The following is a 16039-nucleotide window of genomic DNA, read 5'->3' on the forward strand; positions in this document are numbered from 1 at the left end:
AACCGGCGGCCCGTGACTCCCTGAACCATGCGCCCACCGAACTGTTGCGCCTGACGTTCTGCCGAGGGGAGAGCACGTGCCGGATCCGCAGGTCACCGTCAACGGGCAGCCGCGCCCGCTCGCCGGCACGCCCACCCACACCAACGTGCTCGACTTCCTGCGCGGCCTCGGGCTCACCGGCGCCAAGGAGGGCTGCGCGGAGGGGGAGTGCGGTGCCTGCGCGGTGATGATCGCGCGGCCCGACGGCGCGGGTTGCCGCTGGACCCCCGTCAACGCGTGCCTCGTGCCGGCCCTCGCGCTCGACGGGCAGGAGGTCGTCACCGCGGAGGGCCTCGGCACCCCCGAGCGGCTGCACCCCGTCCAGGCCGGGCTCGCCGCCGCCGGCGGCTCCCAGTGCGGCTACTGCACGCCGGGGTTCGCCTGCTCGATGGCGGCCGAGTACTACCGCCCCGGCCGCGAGGCCGGTCCCGAGGGCTTCGACCTGCACGCGATCGCCGGCAACCTGTGCCGCTGCACCGGCTACCGCCCGATCCGTGACGCGGCCCGCGCCCTCGGCGGTCCCGCCTCCGCCGACCCCCTGGCCGAGCGGCAGGGGAGTCCCGCGCCGGCGGTGGTGGCGACCCGGGTGGACGGGTTCGCCCGTCCCGCGGACCTGGCCGAGGCCCTGGCGCTGCTGGCCGAGCACCCCGACGCCGTCGTCGTCGCGGGGTCCACCGACTGGGGCGTGGAGGCCAACCTGCGGGGTCGCCGGGCGTCCTACGTCGTCGCCGTCGACCGGCTCCCCGAGCTGCGCGGGCTCTCGACCGGCGGTCCGGTGGAGATCGGGGCCGCGCTGACCCTCAGCGAGGTCGAGGCCGCGCTGGGCGACACCGTGCCGCTGCTCGCCGACGTCTGGCCGCTGTTCGCCTCCCCGCTCATCCGCAACGGGGCGACCATCGGCGGCAACCTCGCGACCGCGTCGCCGATCGGCGACCTCGCCCCCGCCCTCCTCGCCCTCGACGCGACGCTGGTGCTCGCCTCGGCCTCCGGTGACCGGGAGGTCGCGCTCGCCGACTTCTTCACCGGCTACCGCGAGACGGTCCTGCGGGCCGGCGAGCTGATCCGGGCCGTCCGGGTGCCGACGCCGCTCCCCACCCGCACCACGTTCCGCAAGATCGCCAAGCGGCGCTACGACGACATCTCCAGCGTCGCCGTCGCGGCCGCGCTCGACGTCGTCGACGGCACGGTCGTGAGGGCACGCATCGGCCTCGGCGGGGTCGCCGCGACGCCGCTGCGCGCCCGCGCCACCGAGGCCGCCCTCGAGGGACGGCCGTGGACGCAGGAGACGGTCGAGGCGGCCTCCCGCGTGCTGGCGGGGGAGGGCACGCCGATCGACGACCAGCGGGCCAGCGCCGCCTACCGCTCGGCGATGCTGGGCAACGCCCTGAGGGCGTGGTGGTTCGAGGAGTGGGACGAGGAGCAGTCCCGATGAGCCGCCTGTCCGAGCGCCCCGACGACGCGGTCGTCGGCCTCGCCCTGCCCCACGAGAGCGCCGCCCTCCACGTCACCGGCCACGCGCTCTACACCGACGACCTGGTGCACCGCACGCCGCACGTGCTGCACGCCCACCCGGTCTGCTCGCCCCACCCGCACGCCCGGGTCACCCGGGTCGACGCCGCCCCGGCGCTCGCCGTCCCGGGCGTCGTCCGCGTGCTGACCGCCGACGACGTGCCGGGGGTCAACGACGCCGGGGTCAAGCACGACGAGCCGCTGTTCCCCGACGTCGTCATGTTCGTCGGGCACGCCGTCTGCTGGGTGCTGGGCGACACCCTCGAGGCCGCCCGCCGCGGCGCCGCCGCGGTCGAGGTCGACTACGAGCCGCTGCCCGCGATCGTGTCGCTGGCCGAGGCGATCGACGCCGAGCACTTCCAGGGCGGCCGGCCCGTCGTCGCCCGGGGTGACGTCCAGGCGGGCCTGGCGGGCGCCGCCCACGTCTTCAGCGGCGTCACCGAGATGGCGGGGCAGGAGCACTTCTACCTCGAGACCCACGCCTCCCTCGCCCTCGTCGACGAGGGCGGGCAGGTGTTCGTGCAGAGCAGCACGCAGCACCCGAGCGAGACGCAGGAGATCGTGGCGCACGTGCTCGGCCTCGACAGCCACCACGTGACCGTGCAGTGCCTGCGCATGGGCGGCGGGTTCGGGGGCAAGGAGATGCAGCCCCACGGCTTCGCGGCGGTCGCCGCGCTCGGCGCCGTCCTCACCGGCCGTCCCGTGCGGCTGCGCCTGAGCCGCACCCACGACATGACGATGACCGGCAAGCGCCACGGCTTCCACGCGCAGTGGCGGGTCGGCTTCGACGACGACGGGCGGCTGACCGCCCTCGAGGCGACCCTGACCTCCGACGGCGGCTGGAGCCTCGACCTCAGCGAGCCGGTGCTGGCGCGGGCACTGTGCCACGTCGACAACGCCTACTGGATCCCGCACGTGCTCCTGCACGGCCGGGTGGCGCGCACCCACAAGACCTCCCAGACCGCGTTCCGCGGCTTCGGCGGACCGCAGGGGATGCTGGTGGTCGAGGACATCCTCGGTCGCTGCGCCCCGCTGCTCGGGATCGACGCGGTCGACCTGCGCCGGCGCAACTTCTACGTCGACGGCCAGGCCACGCCCTACGGCCAGGTGGTCCGCCACCCCGAGCGGCTGGTTGCTGCGTGGGAGCAGGTTCTCGCCAGCGGCGATGTCGTACGCCGTCGCGCCGAGGTCGCGGCCTTCAACGCCGCCCACCCCCACCGCAAGCGCGGCCTCGCGGTGACGCCGGTGAAGTTCGGCATCTCCTTCAACTTCACCGCCTTCAACCAGGCCGGCGCGCTGGTGCACGTCTACAAGGACGGGTCGGTGCTGATCAACCACGGCGGCACCGAGATGGGCCAGGGGCTGCACACGAAGATGCTGCAGGTCGCGGCCACCACCCTCGGCGTACCCCTCGCGAAGGTCCGCGTCGCACCCACCCGCACCGACAAGGTGCCCAACACGTCCGCGACCGCGGCGAGCTCCAGCACCGACCTCAACGGCGGCGCGGTCAAGGACGCCTGCGAGCAGGTCCTCGCGCGCCTGCGCGAGGTCGACGCGGGCCGCGGCCTGGCGTGGGAGGAGCTGGTCCGCGAGGCGTACTTCAGCCGGGTGCAGCTGTGGGCGGCCGGCTTCTACCGCACCGAGGGGATCCACTGGGACTCCACGCGGATGAGCGGCCACCCCTTCAAGTACTTCGCCTACGGCGTCGCCGCCGCCGAGGTGGAGGTCGACGGCTTCACCGGCGCCCACCGCACGCGGCGCGTCGACGTCGTGCACGACGTCGGCGACAGCCTGTCCCCGCTCGTCGACCTCGGGCAGGTCGAGGGCGGCTTCGTGCAGGGGGTCGGCTGGCTGACGATGGAGGACCTGCGCTGGGACGAGACCGACGGTCCGGGACGCGGCCGGCTCACCACGCAGTCCGCCAGCACCTACAAGCTCCCGAGCCTGGGCGAGCTGCCCGACGAGTTCAACGTCGCGCTGCTCGAGCGGGCGCACGAGGACGGCGCGGTCTACGGCTCCAAGGCGGTCGGTGAGCCCCCGCTCATGCTGGCGTTCGCGGTGCGTGAGGCACTGCGCGAGGCGGTCGCGGCGTTCGGGCCGGATGGTGTCAGCGTGGAGCTCGCCTCCCCGGCCACGCCCGAGGCGGTCTTCTGGGCCGCGGAGCGCGCCCGGGCGGCGGTCCCCGGCCACCTTCGCGGCGGTGTCGTCGAGGGCCTGCCGGGCGCGGTGCCCGACCGGCCCGACCCGGCGGCGCCGGCCCTCCACCCCAGGTCCGAGCAGGCCGCCCACGCGGCCGGGGAGGCCTGACGTGCACTGGCTGGGAGCGGTCGAGCGGCTGCGGGAGCAGAGGCTCCCCGGGGTGCTGGTCACGATCTCCGAGGTGCGCGGCCACGCCCCTCGCGACGCCGGCGCCAAGATGGTCGTCGCGGCGGAGGCCGCATGGGGCAGCGTCGGTGGCGGCAACCTCGAGGAGACCGCCCTCGCCCGCGCCCGGGCGATGATCGGCGAGGGGAGCGCCGTCCCCGAGCAGCTCGTCCTCGGCCTGACCGACAAGGCCCGCACCGACCACGGCCGGCAGTGCTGCGGCGGCGAGGTCACCCTGCTGCTCGAGCCGCTGCCGGTGGTGGGGTCCGTGGCGGTCTTCGGCGTGGGACACGTCGGGCTCCAGCTCGCCCGGATCCTGGCGGCCCACGACCTCGACCTCCACCTCGTCGACTCCCGTGCCGGCCTGCTCGACGACCAGCGCCTGGCGCTGCCCGCCGACGGCGAGGCGCGGGTGCGGGTCCACCACTCGCCGGTCCCCGAGCTCGCGCTCGGGGCGGTCCCGGCGGGCACGCACGTGCTGGTGATGACCCACGACCACGCCGAGGACTTCGCCCTCTGCGACGCCGCCCTGCGCTGCACCCACCTCGGGTCGGTCGGACTGATCGGATCGGCCGCCAAGTGGGCCCGCTTCCGCACCGGCCTCGCGGTCGAGGGGCACGACGACGCCGCCGTCGCCCGGATCCGCTGCCCGATCGGGCTGCCCGCGACCGCCAGCAAGGTGCCCGCCGCGATCGCCGTCTCGGTGGCAGCCGAGCTGATGGACCTCCTCGCCGCCGACCGCGCCGGGGTCGCCAGGTGACGGCGCCCGGGGTCGTCTACCGGGCCCGGGCCTACGACGCCCCCGACGACCCCTTCACCACCAGCGGCCCGGCGTTCCGCTACGACGACGACCTCGGGCTCGCCGTCTCCGACGACGGGGTCATCACCGCCCGCGGCCCCTTCGCCTCGGTGGCGGCCGCACGCCCCGACGCGCCCGTCATCGACCTCCGGTCGGGCCTGCTGCTGCCCGGGCTGGTCGACACCCACGTCCACTTCCCCCAGGTGCGGGTGATCGGCGCCCTCGGCATGCCGCTGCTCGAATGGCTCGAGCGGTGCGCCCTGCCGGAGGAGGAGCGCCTCGCCTCGACGTCGTACGCCGCCACGGTGGCCGGCGAGCTCGTCGCCGGCCTGATCGCCGCCGGGACGACGACGTCGCTCGTCTTCGGGTCGCACTTCGCGCCCGCGGTCGACGCGCTCTTCGCCGAGGCCGAGCGCTTCGGGCTGCGGATGACCAGCGGGCTGGTCGTGAGCGACCGCATCCTGCCCGAGCCGCTGCTGACGACGCCCGAGCGCTCCCACGACGAGGCGGTCCGGCTCGCCGCGGACTGGCACGGTCGGGGTCGGCTCCGCTACGCCGTCACGCCGCGCTTCGCGCTGTCGGCCTCCGACGCCATCCTCGCGGCGTGCGCCGACGTCCTCGAGGTGGTCGACGGCGCCTGCTTCACCTCCCACGTCAACGAGAACAACGCCGAGGTCGCCACGGTCGCCGACCAGTTCCCGCACCGCGACCACTACGTCGACACCTACGACCACCACGGGCTGCTCGGGGGCTGCTCGGTCCTGGCCCACGACGTGCACCCGACCGACGCCGAGCTCGACGTCCTGGCGGCCCGGGGCACCGCGGTGGCCTACTGCCCGACCAGCAACGCCGCCCTCGGCTCGGGGATGTTCTCGCTGCGACGGCACGTCGCGGCGGGCGTGCGCGTCGCGCTGGGCAGCGACGTCGGCGCCGGGACCGGCTTCTCGATCTTCAAGGAGGGCCTGCAGGCCTACTTCCTGCAGCACCTGCTCGGCGCCGACGGGCTGCCGCTGGCCGCGGGGCACCTCCTGCACCTCAGCACGGCGGCGGGCGCGGCGGCGCTGGGCCTCGGTGACGTCACCGGCGACCTGAGCCCGGGCAAGCAGTTCGACGCGATCTGCGTGCGACCGCCGGTCGGCACCTCGCTCGACATCGGGCTGCGGCACGCCGGGTCGCCGGAGGAGGCCCTGGGCAAGGTCTTCGCGCTCGCCGGCGACGCCGACGTCGCCGACGTGTGGGTGGGCGGCGACCAGGTGGCCTCCGGCGGGTTCGTCCGGCCGGTCAGTCGCCCCGCGCCAGCAGGACGTCGTACGCCTGGAGGGTGAGGAAGTCGGGGAAGTCGTCGCCCAGCGCGCAGTCGACGAAGAGCCGGCGGGCGTCCTCGTCGACCGCACCGCCGAGGGCGTCGTGCTCCTCGGCCACCAGGCGCTCGACGAGGTCGCGCGTGATCACCTCGCCGGAGTCGAGGGTGGCGCCGTTGTGGACCCACTGCCACACCTGCGAGCGTGAGATCTCGGCGGTCGCCGCGTCCTCCATCAGGTTGTCGATGCCGGCGGCGCCGTTGCCCGACAGCCAGGCGTGGAGGTACTGCATGCCGATCCGCACGTTGCCGCGCAGCCCGGCCTCGGTGCGCTCGCCGGGCGTCTCGCCGACCGCGAGCAGGTCGGCGGCGGAGACCGACACGTCGTCACGGAGCACGTCGAGCTGGTTGTCCCGCCCGTCGAGGACGGCGTCGAACACCTCCTCGCACACCGGCACCAGGTCGGGGTGGGCCACCCACGAGCCGTCGAAGCCGGCGCGGGCCTCGCGGGTTTTGTCCTCGCGCACCTTGGCGAAGGCCCGCTCGTTGACCTCGGGGTCCCGTCGGCTCGGGATGAACGCCGCCATCCCGCCGATCGCGAAGGCCCCGCGTCGGTGGCAGGTCCGCACCAGGAGGTCGCTGTAGGCGGTCATCATCGGTGCCGCCATGGTCACCGCGTTGCGGTCGGGGAGCGTGAAGCCGGGCCCCGCGTCACGGAAGTTCTTGATGATGCTGAACAGGTAGTCCCAGCGGCCGGCGTTCAGCCCGGCCGCGTGATCGCGCAGCTCGTGCAGGATCTCGTCCATCTCGAAGGCCGCGGTGATGGTCTCGATGAGGACGGTCGCCCGCACCGAGCCGTGCGGCACCCCGAGGGCCGCCTCGGCGTGGGTGAAGACGTCGTCCCACAGGCGGGCCTCGAGGTGCGACTCCATCTTCGGCAGGTAGTAGTAGGGCCCGCTCCCGGCGGCCAGCAGCTCGCGGGCGTTGTGGAAGAAGTGCAGGCCGAAGTCGACCAGGGCCGCGACGACGGGGCGGCCGTCGGCGGTGAGGTGGGCCTCGTCGAAGTGCCAGCCGCGGGGACGGGGGAGGACCACGGGGCTGCGCGCCGGGTCGGCGACGGCGTACTCCTTGCCCTCGGGCGAGGTGAACGCGAGACGCCCGCGGACGGCGTCACGCAGGGTCAGCTGGCCACCGACGACGTTGCGCCAGTGCGGGGTGTTGGCGTCCTCGAGGTCGGCGAGCCACACCCGCGCGCCGGAGTTGAGGGCGTTGATCGCCATCTTCGGGTCGGTGGGGCCGGTGATCTCGACGCGACGGTCCCGCAGGTCGGCGGGCACGGGCGCCACCGTCCAGTCGGAGTCGCGCACGTGCGCCGTCTCGGGCAGGAAGTCCAGGCGCCCGGTCCGGGCGATCTCCTCGCGGCGGCTCCGACGCGCCGCGAGCAGCTCGTCGCGCCGCTCGTGGAAGCGGGCGTCGAGGTCGGCCACAAAGGCGAGCGCATCGGGCGTGAGCACCTCCTCGGACCGCGGGACGGGCGGGGCGGACACGTCGAGGCCGGTCATGGCCGTCACGCTAGCCCCCGGCGAGCGCGGGTGGTCCAGTCCACAGTGGCCCCTGGCGCCCGTTTTGGTAACGAACCGGCAACAGCCGTGTCGGCTATCTGGACGTGACTGTGGTCACTCCATATGTTGCGTGGAACAACATATGTACGCGCCTCCGCGCTGAGCGGCAGCCGACGTACGACAGATCGCTAGGAGGCGGTTCGCGTGAAGCGGAAGCACAGTTTGGTTCTCGTCCCCCTGCTCGGCCTGTCGATGGCACTGACTGCCTGCGGCAGCGACGACAGTGACAGCGGCAGTGACAGCGGCAGCAGCTCCGACAGCAGCAGCTCCGAGGGCAGCGGCAAGATCGGCGTGATCCTGCCGGACACCGAGTCCTCGGTGCGGTGGGAGAGCGCGGACCGTCCGGCCCTCGAGGCGGCCTTCGACGAGGCGGGCGTCGACTACGACATCCAGAACGCCGAGGGTGACGCCGAGCGGATGACGCAGATCGCCGACACCATGATCGGCAACGGCGTCACGGTGCTCGCGATCGTCAACCTCGACTCCGAGTCGGGCGCCGCCATCCAGGAGAAGGCCAAGTCCCAGGGCGTGGCGACCATCGACTACGACCGGCTCACCCTCGGTGGCTCGGCGGAGTACTACGTCTCCTTCGACAACACCGTCGTCGGCGAGCTCCAGGGCCAGGGCCTCGCGGACTGCCTGGGCGACAAGAAGGCGAACATCGTCTACCTCAACGGCTCGCCGACCGACAACAACGCGACGCTCTTCGCCGAGGGCGCGCACAGCGTGCTCGACGAGATCAGCAACTACACCGTCGTCGGTGAGCAGGCGGTCCCGGACTGGGACAACGAGGAAGCGGCCACGATCTTCCAGCAGCTCTACACCGCGGCGGACGGCAAGGTCGACGGCGTGCTCGCCGCCAACGACGGCCTCGGTGGCGCGGCCATCAGCATCCTCGAGGGCAACGGCCAGGCCGGCAAGGTCCCGGTCACCGGCCAGGACGCCACGGTCGAGGGCCTGCAGAACGTCCTCGCCGGCACCCAGTGCATGACGGTCTACAAGTCCGCCACGCAGGAGGCCGGTGCGCTCGCCGACGCCGCCATCGCCCTGGTCAACGGCGAGGAGGCCGAGACGACCGGCACCACCGAGGACACCGAGGGTGGCCGCGAGGTCCCCTCGATCCTGCTCGAGCCGCAGGCCATCACCAAGGACAACGTCGGTGACGTGATCGACGACGGTGGCCAGAAGGCCGAGGACGTGTGCACCGGCAAGTTCGCCGACCTGTGCACCGAGGCCGGCATCTCCTGATCCTGATCAGGACAGCCTGACCCGTGCGGTACGACGACGCCCGGGCCGGACCATCGGCCCGGGCGTCGTCCTCCGTCCTCTCGTACAACAAATTCTGCTGATCGGAAGTGGGACCATGGTTCAACCGCTGCTCGAGCTGCGCGGCGTCAACAAGAGCTTCGGCGTGGTGCACGTGCTCCACGACGTCGACTTCGCCGTCTACCCCGGCCAGGTGACCGCTCTGGTCGGCGACAACGGCGCCGGCAAGTCGACGCTGGTCAAGATCATCGCCGGCATCTACGGCCGCGACAGCGGTGACTACTTCTTCGACGGCAAGAAGGTCGAGGTGCACGGCCCGCGTGACGTGGCCCACCTCGGCGTCGAGGTCGTCTACCAGGACCTCGCGCTCTGCGACAACCTGGACATCGTCCAGAACATGTTCCTCGGTCGCGAGGAGAAGGGGCGCATCGGCCTCGACGAGATCGCCATGGAGTCCCGCGCCCGCGAGACCCTCGCGTCGCTGTCCGTGCGCACCGTGAAGTCGGTGCGCCAGAGCGTCGCCAGCCTGTCCGGTGGCCAGCGCCAGACCGTCGCGATCGCCAAGGCGGTCCTCTGGAACTCCAAGGTCGTGCTGCTCGACGAGCCCACCGCCGCCCTCGGCGTCGCCCAGACGCGGCAGGTGCTCGACCTCGTGCGCCGCCTCGCAGACCGTGGTCTCGGCGTCGTGCTGATCTCGCACAACATGGGCGACGTCTTCGAGGTCGCCGACCGGATCACCGCGCTCTACCTCGGCCGCGTGGCCGCCGACGTCCCCGCGAAGGACGTCAACCACAGCCAGGTCGTCGAGCTGATCACCGCCGGACGCTCCGGCGACCTCGGCATCTCCGAGAACCCCGCGAACGCGTCCGTCTGAGAAGGACTGGAGACCTCATCATGACCGTCGACAACGACACCCAGTCCGCACCGGCCCCGGGCGGCTTCGACAGCGACAACCGCCAGGCGGCCACGATCGGCGACTCCGCCCGTGACTACGTCAACCGCCTCCGTGGCGGTGACATGGGCTCCCTGCCCGCCATCCTCGGCCTCGTCTTCCTCTTCGTCCTGTTCGCCTCGCTCAACGACAAGTTCCTCACGACCTACAACATGGCCAACCTCGTCGTCCAGGCGGGCTCGATCTGCGTGATGGCGATGGGGCTGATCTTCGTCCTGCTGCTCGGCGAGATCGACCTCTCGGCCGGTGTGGCCGGCGGTGCCGCCGCGACGATCACCGCCCTCATGCTCATCGACTACGACTGGACCTGGTGGACCGCGACGCTGGCCGGCCTCGCGGTCGGCGCCGTGATCGGGCTGGCCATCGGCTCCCTCGTCGCCTTCCTGGGGATCCCGTCCTTCGTCGTCACGCTCGCCTTCTTCCTCGGCCTGCAGGCCGTGCCGCTGAAGCTGATCGGGTCCGGCGGCTCGCTGCGCTTCAACGACGAGGTGCTGCGCGGGCTCTCCATCAAGAACGTGCCGGTGACCGCGGGCTGGATCGCGGCGATCCTGATCGTCGTCGTCTACGCCGCGCTGTCGCTGTGGAGCTACCGCACGCTCTCCGCCAAGGGCCTGGTCCACAAGCCGCTCGGCCTGGTGATCATCCGGATCGTCGTGCTCGGCGCGATCGTGCTCGGCGTCACCGCGCTGCTCAACGCGAACCGCTCGCCCAACCCCAACTTCCTCGAGATCCGCGGAATCCCCTGGGTGCTGCCCCTGGTGATCGCCCTCCTGCTCTTCTGGACCTTCATCCTCGGCCGCACCCGCTTCGGGCGCCACCTCTACGCCGTCGGCGGCAACACCGAGGCTGCTCGGCGTGCCGGCATCAACGTCACGCGCATCCGGATCGCGGCCTTCATCATCTGCTCCACGATGGCGGCGATCAGCGGTCTCCTGCTGGCGTCCTACGTCGGCAAGGTCTCGCCGGGCTCCGGTGGCGGCAACGTCCTGCTGTACGCCGTCGCTGCGGCGGTCATCGGCGGCACCAGCCTCTTCGGTGGCCGGGGCCGGGCGATCGACGGCGTGATCGGCGGCCTGGTGATCGCGACCATCCCCAACGGTCTCGGTCTGCTCAACCAGGCGAGCTACATCAACTTCCTGGTCACGGGTGGGGTCCTCCTGCTCGCCGCGAGCGTCGACGCCATCTCGCGCCGCCGCCGCTCCTCCGCCGGCGTGTAGGGCCGGTCGTGACCACCCGCCGGCGCCCGGGCCTGGGGACCAACCAGGAGCTCGCGCGTCGCCACAACCTCGGGACCGTCCTGCGGCACGTCCACGGAGCCGGTCAGATCTCGCGCGCCGAGCTGACCGGCCTCATGGGCCTCAACCGCAGCACCATCGCCGCGCTCGTCAACGAGCTGGAGGCGCTCGGCATCACCGAGCGGGTCCCCCCGGTCGAGGGGACCCCGCGCCAGGGTGCGGGCCGTCCGTCGGCGGGGGTCCGGGTCGCCGACCGGGGCCCCTTCGTGATCGCGGTGGACCTCGGGGTCGACCGGGCGGTCGTGGCCAGCATCGGCCTCGGCGGACGCGTGCTGCAGCGGTCGGAGGCGCCCGTGCGCAGCGACGGCGAGGCCTGGCAGGTGGGCGCCGCCGTGGCCGGGCTGATCCGCTGCGTGGTTGAGGAGGTCCCCGACGCCGCGCAGCTGGTCGGCATCGGGATCAGCGTCCCCGGCCTCGTGCGCAGCAGCGACGGACTCATCCGCCTGGCCCCCAACCTCGAGTGGCACGACGTCTCCTTCGGCGGCATCGTCCTGGCCGCGCTCGGCCTGGACGTGCCGGTCTCGATCGCCAACGACGCCGACCTCGGCGCGCTCGCCGAGCACGTCCGGGGGGTGGCCGTCGGGGTGGACGACCTGATCTACGTCTCCGGCAACGTCGGCGTCGGTGCGGGCGTCATCACCGCGGGCGTCCGCCTGGAGGGCGCAGGGGGCTACGCCGGCGAGGTGGGCCACCTCCGCTTCAACCCGGCGGGCCGCGAGTGCCACTGCGGCAACCGCGGCTGCTGGGAGACCGAGGTCGGCGCCCACGCCATCGCCGAGGCCATCCACTGCCCGCTCGACAAGGTCGCCCAGCTCGACGAGGTGCTCGCCGGCTTCGGCGAGCCGTCGCCCGCGCTGCGCGCCACCGGCACCGCGCTGGGGCACGGGCTGGCCAGCATCGTCAACGTCTTCAACCCCCGCCAGGTCGTGCTCGGGGGCTACTTCCGCTCGCTCTACGCGCTCGTCGGCCCGGAGGTCGAGGCCGGCCTGGCCGACCGCGCGCTGCCGGCGCCGCTGGAGTCGGTGACGCTGACCCTGCCCGGGCTCGGCTCCGACTCGTCGCTGATGGGGGCCGCGGAGATCGCCCTCGAGCCGCTCTTCGTGGACCCCGTGGCCGCCCTGGGCACGGCGCTCGTCGGCGTCGGGGCCCGGCTCGCCGGATGAGCGGCGCCGCCGGCGCCGTGACGGCGGGGCCGAGCCGATAACCTCCTCGGGATGTTCCGCGCACCGCTCCTCGCCGCCGCCCTCGTCGTCGCCCCGCTGCTGTCGGGCTGCGTCGGCGACGAGCCGACCATCGCGGTCCTCGTGGCCGACGGCTCGGACGCCTCCTCGCGTGCCGTCGACGTCGACCGGCTGACCGACCGCGTGGAGTCGACCTGCGACGAGTGCCGCGTGCGCGTGTACGACGCCGAGGGCGACGCCGCGACCCAGAAGAGCCAGGCCCGCCAGGTCCAGGCCGACTCGGCGGACGTGGTGGTCGTGGTGCCGGTGGACCCCGACGACCTCGGCACCCTCACCGCCGGCGACCTGCCGGTCGTCTCGCTCGGGGAGCTCGTCCCGGGCTCGGACCGCTTCGTGGGCCTCGAGAGCGGGCCGGTGCCGAGCCGGACGGGCTCCGACGTGGAGGCCGCCCGTGACGTCGTGCGCGGGGACGAGAAGTCGATGACCTACGTCCCGACGGGACCGATGAGCGACCGGGCCGCCGACCTGGCGGTCGCCTACCTCGCCGACGAGCCCGTCGAGGGGGGCGTGGAGGTCGACGGCGTGGAGTCCTGGCTCTACAGCGACCGCGAGGTCACCGTCGACACCCTCACCTCGGTGCTGGTGGCGGAGGGGATCCTCACCCTCGACGACCTGTGCGAGGGCGAGACGCGCCGGCAGTGTGCGAGGCTGGGGCTGAGATGATGGCCCCGCGATGATCGAGATCCTGACCCCGGCCCAGGTCGACCGAGCCCGCCGGACCGGCGCCCTCGTCGCCCACATCCTGCAGACCCTGCGCGCGCGCAGCGAGGTCGGCACCAACCTGCTCGACCTCGACCGCTGGACGGCCGAGATGATCCGCGAGGCCGGCGCCGAGTCCTGCTACGTCGACTACGCGCCGTCCTTCGGTCGGGGCCCGTTCGGCCACCACGTCTGCACGGCGGTCAACGACGCCGTGCTGCACGGACGCCCGCGCGACCAGCGGCTCGCGGACGGCGACCTGCTCACCCTCGACCTGGCGGTCCGCCTCGACGGGGTCGCCGCCGACTCCGCGATCAGCTTCGTGGTGGGGGAGAGCCGACCGCCCGGGAGCGTCGAGCTGATCGAGACCACCGAGCGGGCCCTGGCCGCCGGCATCGCCGCGGCCGGTCCGGGCGCCCGGATCGGCGACCTGTCCCACGCGATCGGCACCGTCCTCGGCGACGCCGGCTACCCCATCAACATGCAGTTCGGGGGCCACGGCATCGGCACGACGATGCACCAGGACCCGCACGTGTCCAACGACGGTCGACCGGGCCGGGGCTACAAGCTGCGCCCCGGCCTCCTGCTGGCGCTCGAGCCGTGGATCATGGCCGACACCGACGAGCTGGTCACCGACGACGACGGCTGGACGCTGCGCAGCGCGACCGGCTGCCTGACCGCGCACAGCGAGCACACGATCGCCATCACGGAGGACGGCGCGGAGGTCCTCACCCTCGCGCCCTCCGCCTGACCCCGGACCTGACCCGCCTGGTGCCGACCCGCCTAGTGCACGGTCTCCAGCGGGGCCTCCGTCTCGCTCTCGGTGAGCGGGGTGTCGGCTGAGTCGAGCTTGCTCGGCCACCAGATCTTCCCGCCCAGGTCGAGGTTGAGCGCGGTCACGAGGACCGACCGGACGACCAGCGTGTCGAGCATGACGCCGAGGGCCACGGCCACGCCCAGCTCGGCGAGGAACACCAGCGGCAGCGAGCCCAGCACCAGGAAGGTGGCGGCGAGGACGATGCCGGCCGAGGTGATCACGCCGCCGGTGGAGGCCAGGCCGATGAGCGAGCCCTTGCGTGTGCCGTAGGTGACGGTCTCCTCCCGCACGCGGGTCATCAGGAAGATGTTGTAGTCGATGCCCAGCGCCACGAGGAACACGAAGGCGAACAGCGGGAACCCTGGGTCGGACCCGGCGAACCCGAAGACGTACTCGAAGAGCAGCGCCGAGATGCCGAGCGCGGCGCCGAACGACAGCACCACGGTCGCGATCAGGATCAGTGGCGCGACCAGCGCCCGCAGGAGCCCGATCAGGATGAGCAGCACCACGCTCAGCACGAGCGGCATGATGACCCAGCTGTCGCGCTCGGAGGCGATCTTGGTGTCGAGGTAGAACGCGGCACCGCCTCCGACGACCGCGTCGGCACCCGTCACCTCGTGGACCGCCTCGCGGCTGGCGTCCACGATGTCGGCCGCGGTCGTGGAGGAGATGTCGGCGTTGACGGTTGCCTCGAACCACACCCGGTCGCCGGAGATCGGCTGGACCTCGCCCGGTGTGCCGAGGCCCTCGACGCCCTCCAGCGACGCCGCGACGTCGGCGGCCTGGTCGGCATTGGTGACGACCTGGATCGTGTTGGAGTTGTCGGCCAGGCCGTGCTCGGTGAGCAGCTTCTGGCCCTTGATGGAGTCGAACTCCTTCGTGTAGGTGTCCTCCGTCGAGAGCCCGGACGCGTCGAGCCGGAAGAGGCCGAGGCAGGCCAGCAGCAGGAGACCGGTGGTCGTGAGCCAGACCCGGCGCGGACGGTGGCTGATCCTGCGACCGACGCGGGCCCAGAAGCCGTTGGCGGTGGGCTCCGCGCTGCGGTAGGCGGGGCGCTTGGGCCAGAACACCCAGCGGCCGCAGATCACCAGCAGCGCCGGCAGGAGGGTGATCATCACGAGCATGGTGACGGCGACACCGATGGCGAGGACCGGGCCGAGGCCCGCGGTGGAGTTGAGGTCGGCGAACGACAGGCAGAGCATGCCGACGGCGACGGTCGCCGCGCTGGCGAAGATCGCCGGGGCGGCACGGTGCAGCGCGAAGGCCATCGCCTCGTGGCGGTCCTCGTGACGGCGGAGCTCTTCTCGATACCTGGCGACGAGCAGCAGCGCGTAGTCGGTGCCGGCCCCGATCACCAGGATGCTGAGGATGGCCTGGCTCTGGCCGTTGACCGTGAGGTCGGCGTACTTCGCCAGGAGGTAGACCAGGCCGGTCGCGATGAAGTTGGCCGACACGGCGCAGAGGATCGGGAGCAGCCACAGGATGGGGCTCCGGTAGGTGAACAGCAGGATGACGATCACGACGGCGAGGGTGGCGAAGATCAGGTTCGTGTCGATGCCCTCGAACGCCTCGGCGGAGTCGGCTGCCTGGCCGCCGTAGCCGGCGAGGTGGACCTGCCCGCCGTCGAGCGTGGCGATGTCGCGGATCTCGTCGGCGGCCTCGGGGATGTCGTTCCAGCCGTTGGCCCCGAAGTTGAGCACGAAGTAGAGGTAGGCGACCTCGCCGTCGTCGGAGACCAGCGTCGGCACCGGGGCTCCCTGGGCGGCGGCCGCTTCCGCGGCCCCGGGCGTCAGCACGCCCTCGTCGGTGATGCCGTCGATCTTCGCGATCTCCGGGCCGTCGGCCTCGATCTGGGCGAGGTCGTCCTCGGTCAGCCCGCCGTCACGCTGGTAGACCACCAGCGTCGGGATGTCGTTGGGGTCGACGGTCTCGGACAGCTCCTCGAGCACCTGGGTCGACTCCGCTGACTCGGGCAGCCACGACGAGGCCTCGTTGTTCTGGACCGAGGTGAGCTTGGCCGAGAAGGTCGCCATGATCCCGGTGAGCAGCAGGACCGCCACGAGGACGATCCACTTCGTCACGCGGCCGGTCAGTGCGCCTGCGATCTGTCGATGCATGTGCTCCAGTGGAGCAGGA

General features: G+C 72.7%; 12 protein-coding genes. 10 read left to right on the forward strand and 2 right to left on the reverse strand.

What is annotated here, in order from left to right:
- The first annotated feature begins 76 nt into the window (after positions 1-76).
- The 4 genes from NYO98_RS02885 to NYO98_RS02900 are packed head-to-tail and all read left to right on the forward strand — an operon-like array spanning position 77 to position 6036.
- Positions 77-1471, forward strand: coding sequence for a xanthine dehydrogenase small subunit (locus tag NYO98_RS02885; RefSeq protein WP_268110014.1), 1395 nt, complete (start codon positions 77-79; stop codon positions 1469-1471).
- Positions 1468-3855, forward strand: coding sequence for a xanthine dehydrogenase molybdopterin binding subunit (locus NYO98_RS02890; protein WP_268110015.1), 2388 nt, complete (start codon positions 1468-1470; stop codon positions 3853-3855). The genes NYO98_RS02885 and NYO98_RS02890 overlap by 4 nt, the downstream gene beginning before the upstream one ends.
- A gap of 1 nt (position 3856) precedes the next feature.
- On the forward strand, positions 3857-4672 hold the full coding sequence (xdhC, locus tag NYO98_RS02895) for a xanthine dehydrogenase accessory protein XdhC (RefSeq protein WP_268110016.1): 816 nt from the start codon (positions 3857-3859) through the stop codon (positions 4670-4672).
- Positions 4669-6036 carry a guanine deaminase gene (locus tag NYO98_RS02900; protein ID WP_268110017.1) on the forward strand — a complete coding sequence of 456 codons (1368 nt, stop codon included), beginning with the start codon at positions 4669-4671 and terminating at the stop codon, positions 6034-6036. The genes xdhC and NYO98_RS02900 overlap by 4 nt, the downstream gene beginning before the upstream one ends.
- Here NYO98_RS02900 and aceB read toward each other — a convergent pair.
- Positions 5993-7573: a malate synthase A gene (aceB, locus tag NYO98_RS02905; RefSeq protein ID WP_268110018.1), complete on the reverse strand. Its 1581-nt coding sequence runs from the start codon at positions 7571-7573 to the stop codon at positions 5993-5995. The two genes, NYO98_RS02900 and aceB, sit on opposite strands and share 44 nt — an antisense overlap.
- Positions 7574-7777: 204 nt before the next feature.
- Between aceB and NYO98_RS02910 the strand changes: the two genes are divergently transcribed.
- The 6 genes from NYO98_RS02910 (at position 7778) to map (ending at position 13837) form a co-directional block, all read left to right on the forward strand.
- Positions 7778-8881, forward strand: a complete 1104-nt coding sequence (locus NYO98_RS02910) for a sugar ABC transporter substrate-binding protein (RefSeq protein ID WP_268110019.1) — start codon at positions 7778-7780, stop codon at positions 8879-8881.
- Positions 8882-8996: 115 nt separating this feature from the next.
- Positions 8997-9773 carry an ATP-binding cassette domain-containing protein gene (locus NYO98_RS02915; protein WP_268110020.1) on the forward strand — a complete coding sequence of 259 codons (777 nt, stop codon included), beginning with the start codon at positions 8997-8999 and terminating at the stop codon, positions 9771-9773.
- 20 nt (positions 9774-9793) lie between these two features.
- Positions 9794-11068, forward strand: coding sequence for a sugar ABC transporter permease (locus NYO98_RS02920; RefSeq protein WP_268110021.1), 1275 nt, complete (start codon positions 9794-9796; stop codon positions 11066-11068).
- 8 nt (positions 11069-11076) lie between these two features.
- A complete protein-coding gene (locus NYO98_RS02925) occupies positions 11077-12309 on the forward strand; it encodes an ROK family transcriptional regulator (RefSeq protein ID WP_268110022.1) in 1233 nt (410 codons plus the stop codon).
- A gap of 51 nt (positions 12310-12360) precedes the next feature.
- The gene (locus NYO98_RS02930; RefSeq protein WP_268110023.1) at positions 12361-13050 is read left to right on the forward strand and encodes a hypothetical protein; all 690 of its coding nucleotides are present in this window, start codon (positions 12361-12363) and stop codon (positions 13048-13050) included.
- A gap of 10 nt (positions 13051-13060) precedes the next feature.
- A complete protein-coding gene (gene map / locus NYO98_RS02935) occupies positions 13061-13837 on the forward strand; it encodes a type I methionyl aminopeptidase (protein ID WP_268110024.1) in 777 nt (258 codons plus the stop codon).
- 32 nt (positions 13838-13869) lie between these two features.
- Here the strand turns inward: map and NYO98_RS02940 are convergent, their stop codons facing one another.
- The gene (locus NYO98_RS02940; RefSeq protein WP_268110025.1) at positions 13870-16020 is read right to left on the reverse strand and encodes an MMPL family transporter; all 2151 of its coding nucleotides are present in this window, start codon (positions 16018-16020) and stop codon (positions 13870-13872) included.
- Between the last annotated feature and the right edge of the window lie 19 nt (positions 16021-16039).

The organism is Nocardioides pini (assembly GCF_026712185.1).
Lineage (GTDB): Bacteria > Actinomycetota > Actinomycetes > Propionibacteriales > Nocardioidaceae > Nocardioides > Nocardioides pini.

Bases quoted from the DNA above. Each gene is read 5' to 3' on its own strand.
- NYO98_RS02915 (WP_268110020.1), top strand. From the start codon at position 8,997: ATGGTTCAACCGCTGCTCGAGCTGCGCGGCGTCAACAAGAGCTTCGGC.
- NYO98_RS02920 (WP_268110021.1), top strand. From the start codon at position 9,794: ATGACCGTCGACAACGACACCCAGTCCGCACCGGCCCCGGGCGGCTTC.
- aceB (WP_268110018.1), bottom strand. From the start codon at position 7,573: ATGACCGGCCTCGACGTGTCCGCCCCGCCCGTCCCGCGGTCCGAGGAG.
- NYO98_RS02930 (WP_268110023.1), top strand. From the start codon at position 12,361: ATGTTCCGCGCACCGCTCCTCGCCGCCGCCCTCGTCGTCGCCCCGCTG.
- NYO98_RS02890 (WP_268110015.1), top strand. From the start codon at position 1,468: ATGAGCCGCCTGTCCGAGCGCCCCGACGACGCGGTCGTCGGCCTCGCC.
- NYO98_RS02940 (WP_268110025.1), bottom strand. From the start codon at position 16,020: ATGCATCGACAGATCGCAGGCGCACTGACCGGCCGCGTGACGAAGTGG.
- map (WP_268110024.1), top strand. From the start codon at position 13,061: ATGATCGAGATCCTGACCCCGGCCCAGGTCGACCGAGCCCGCCGGACC.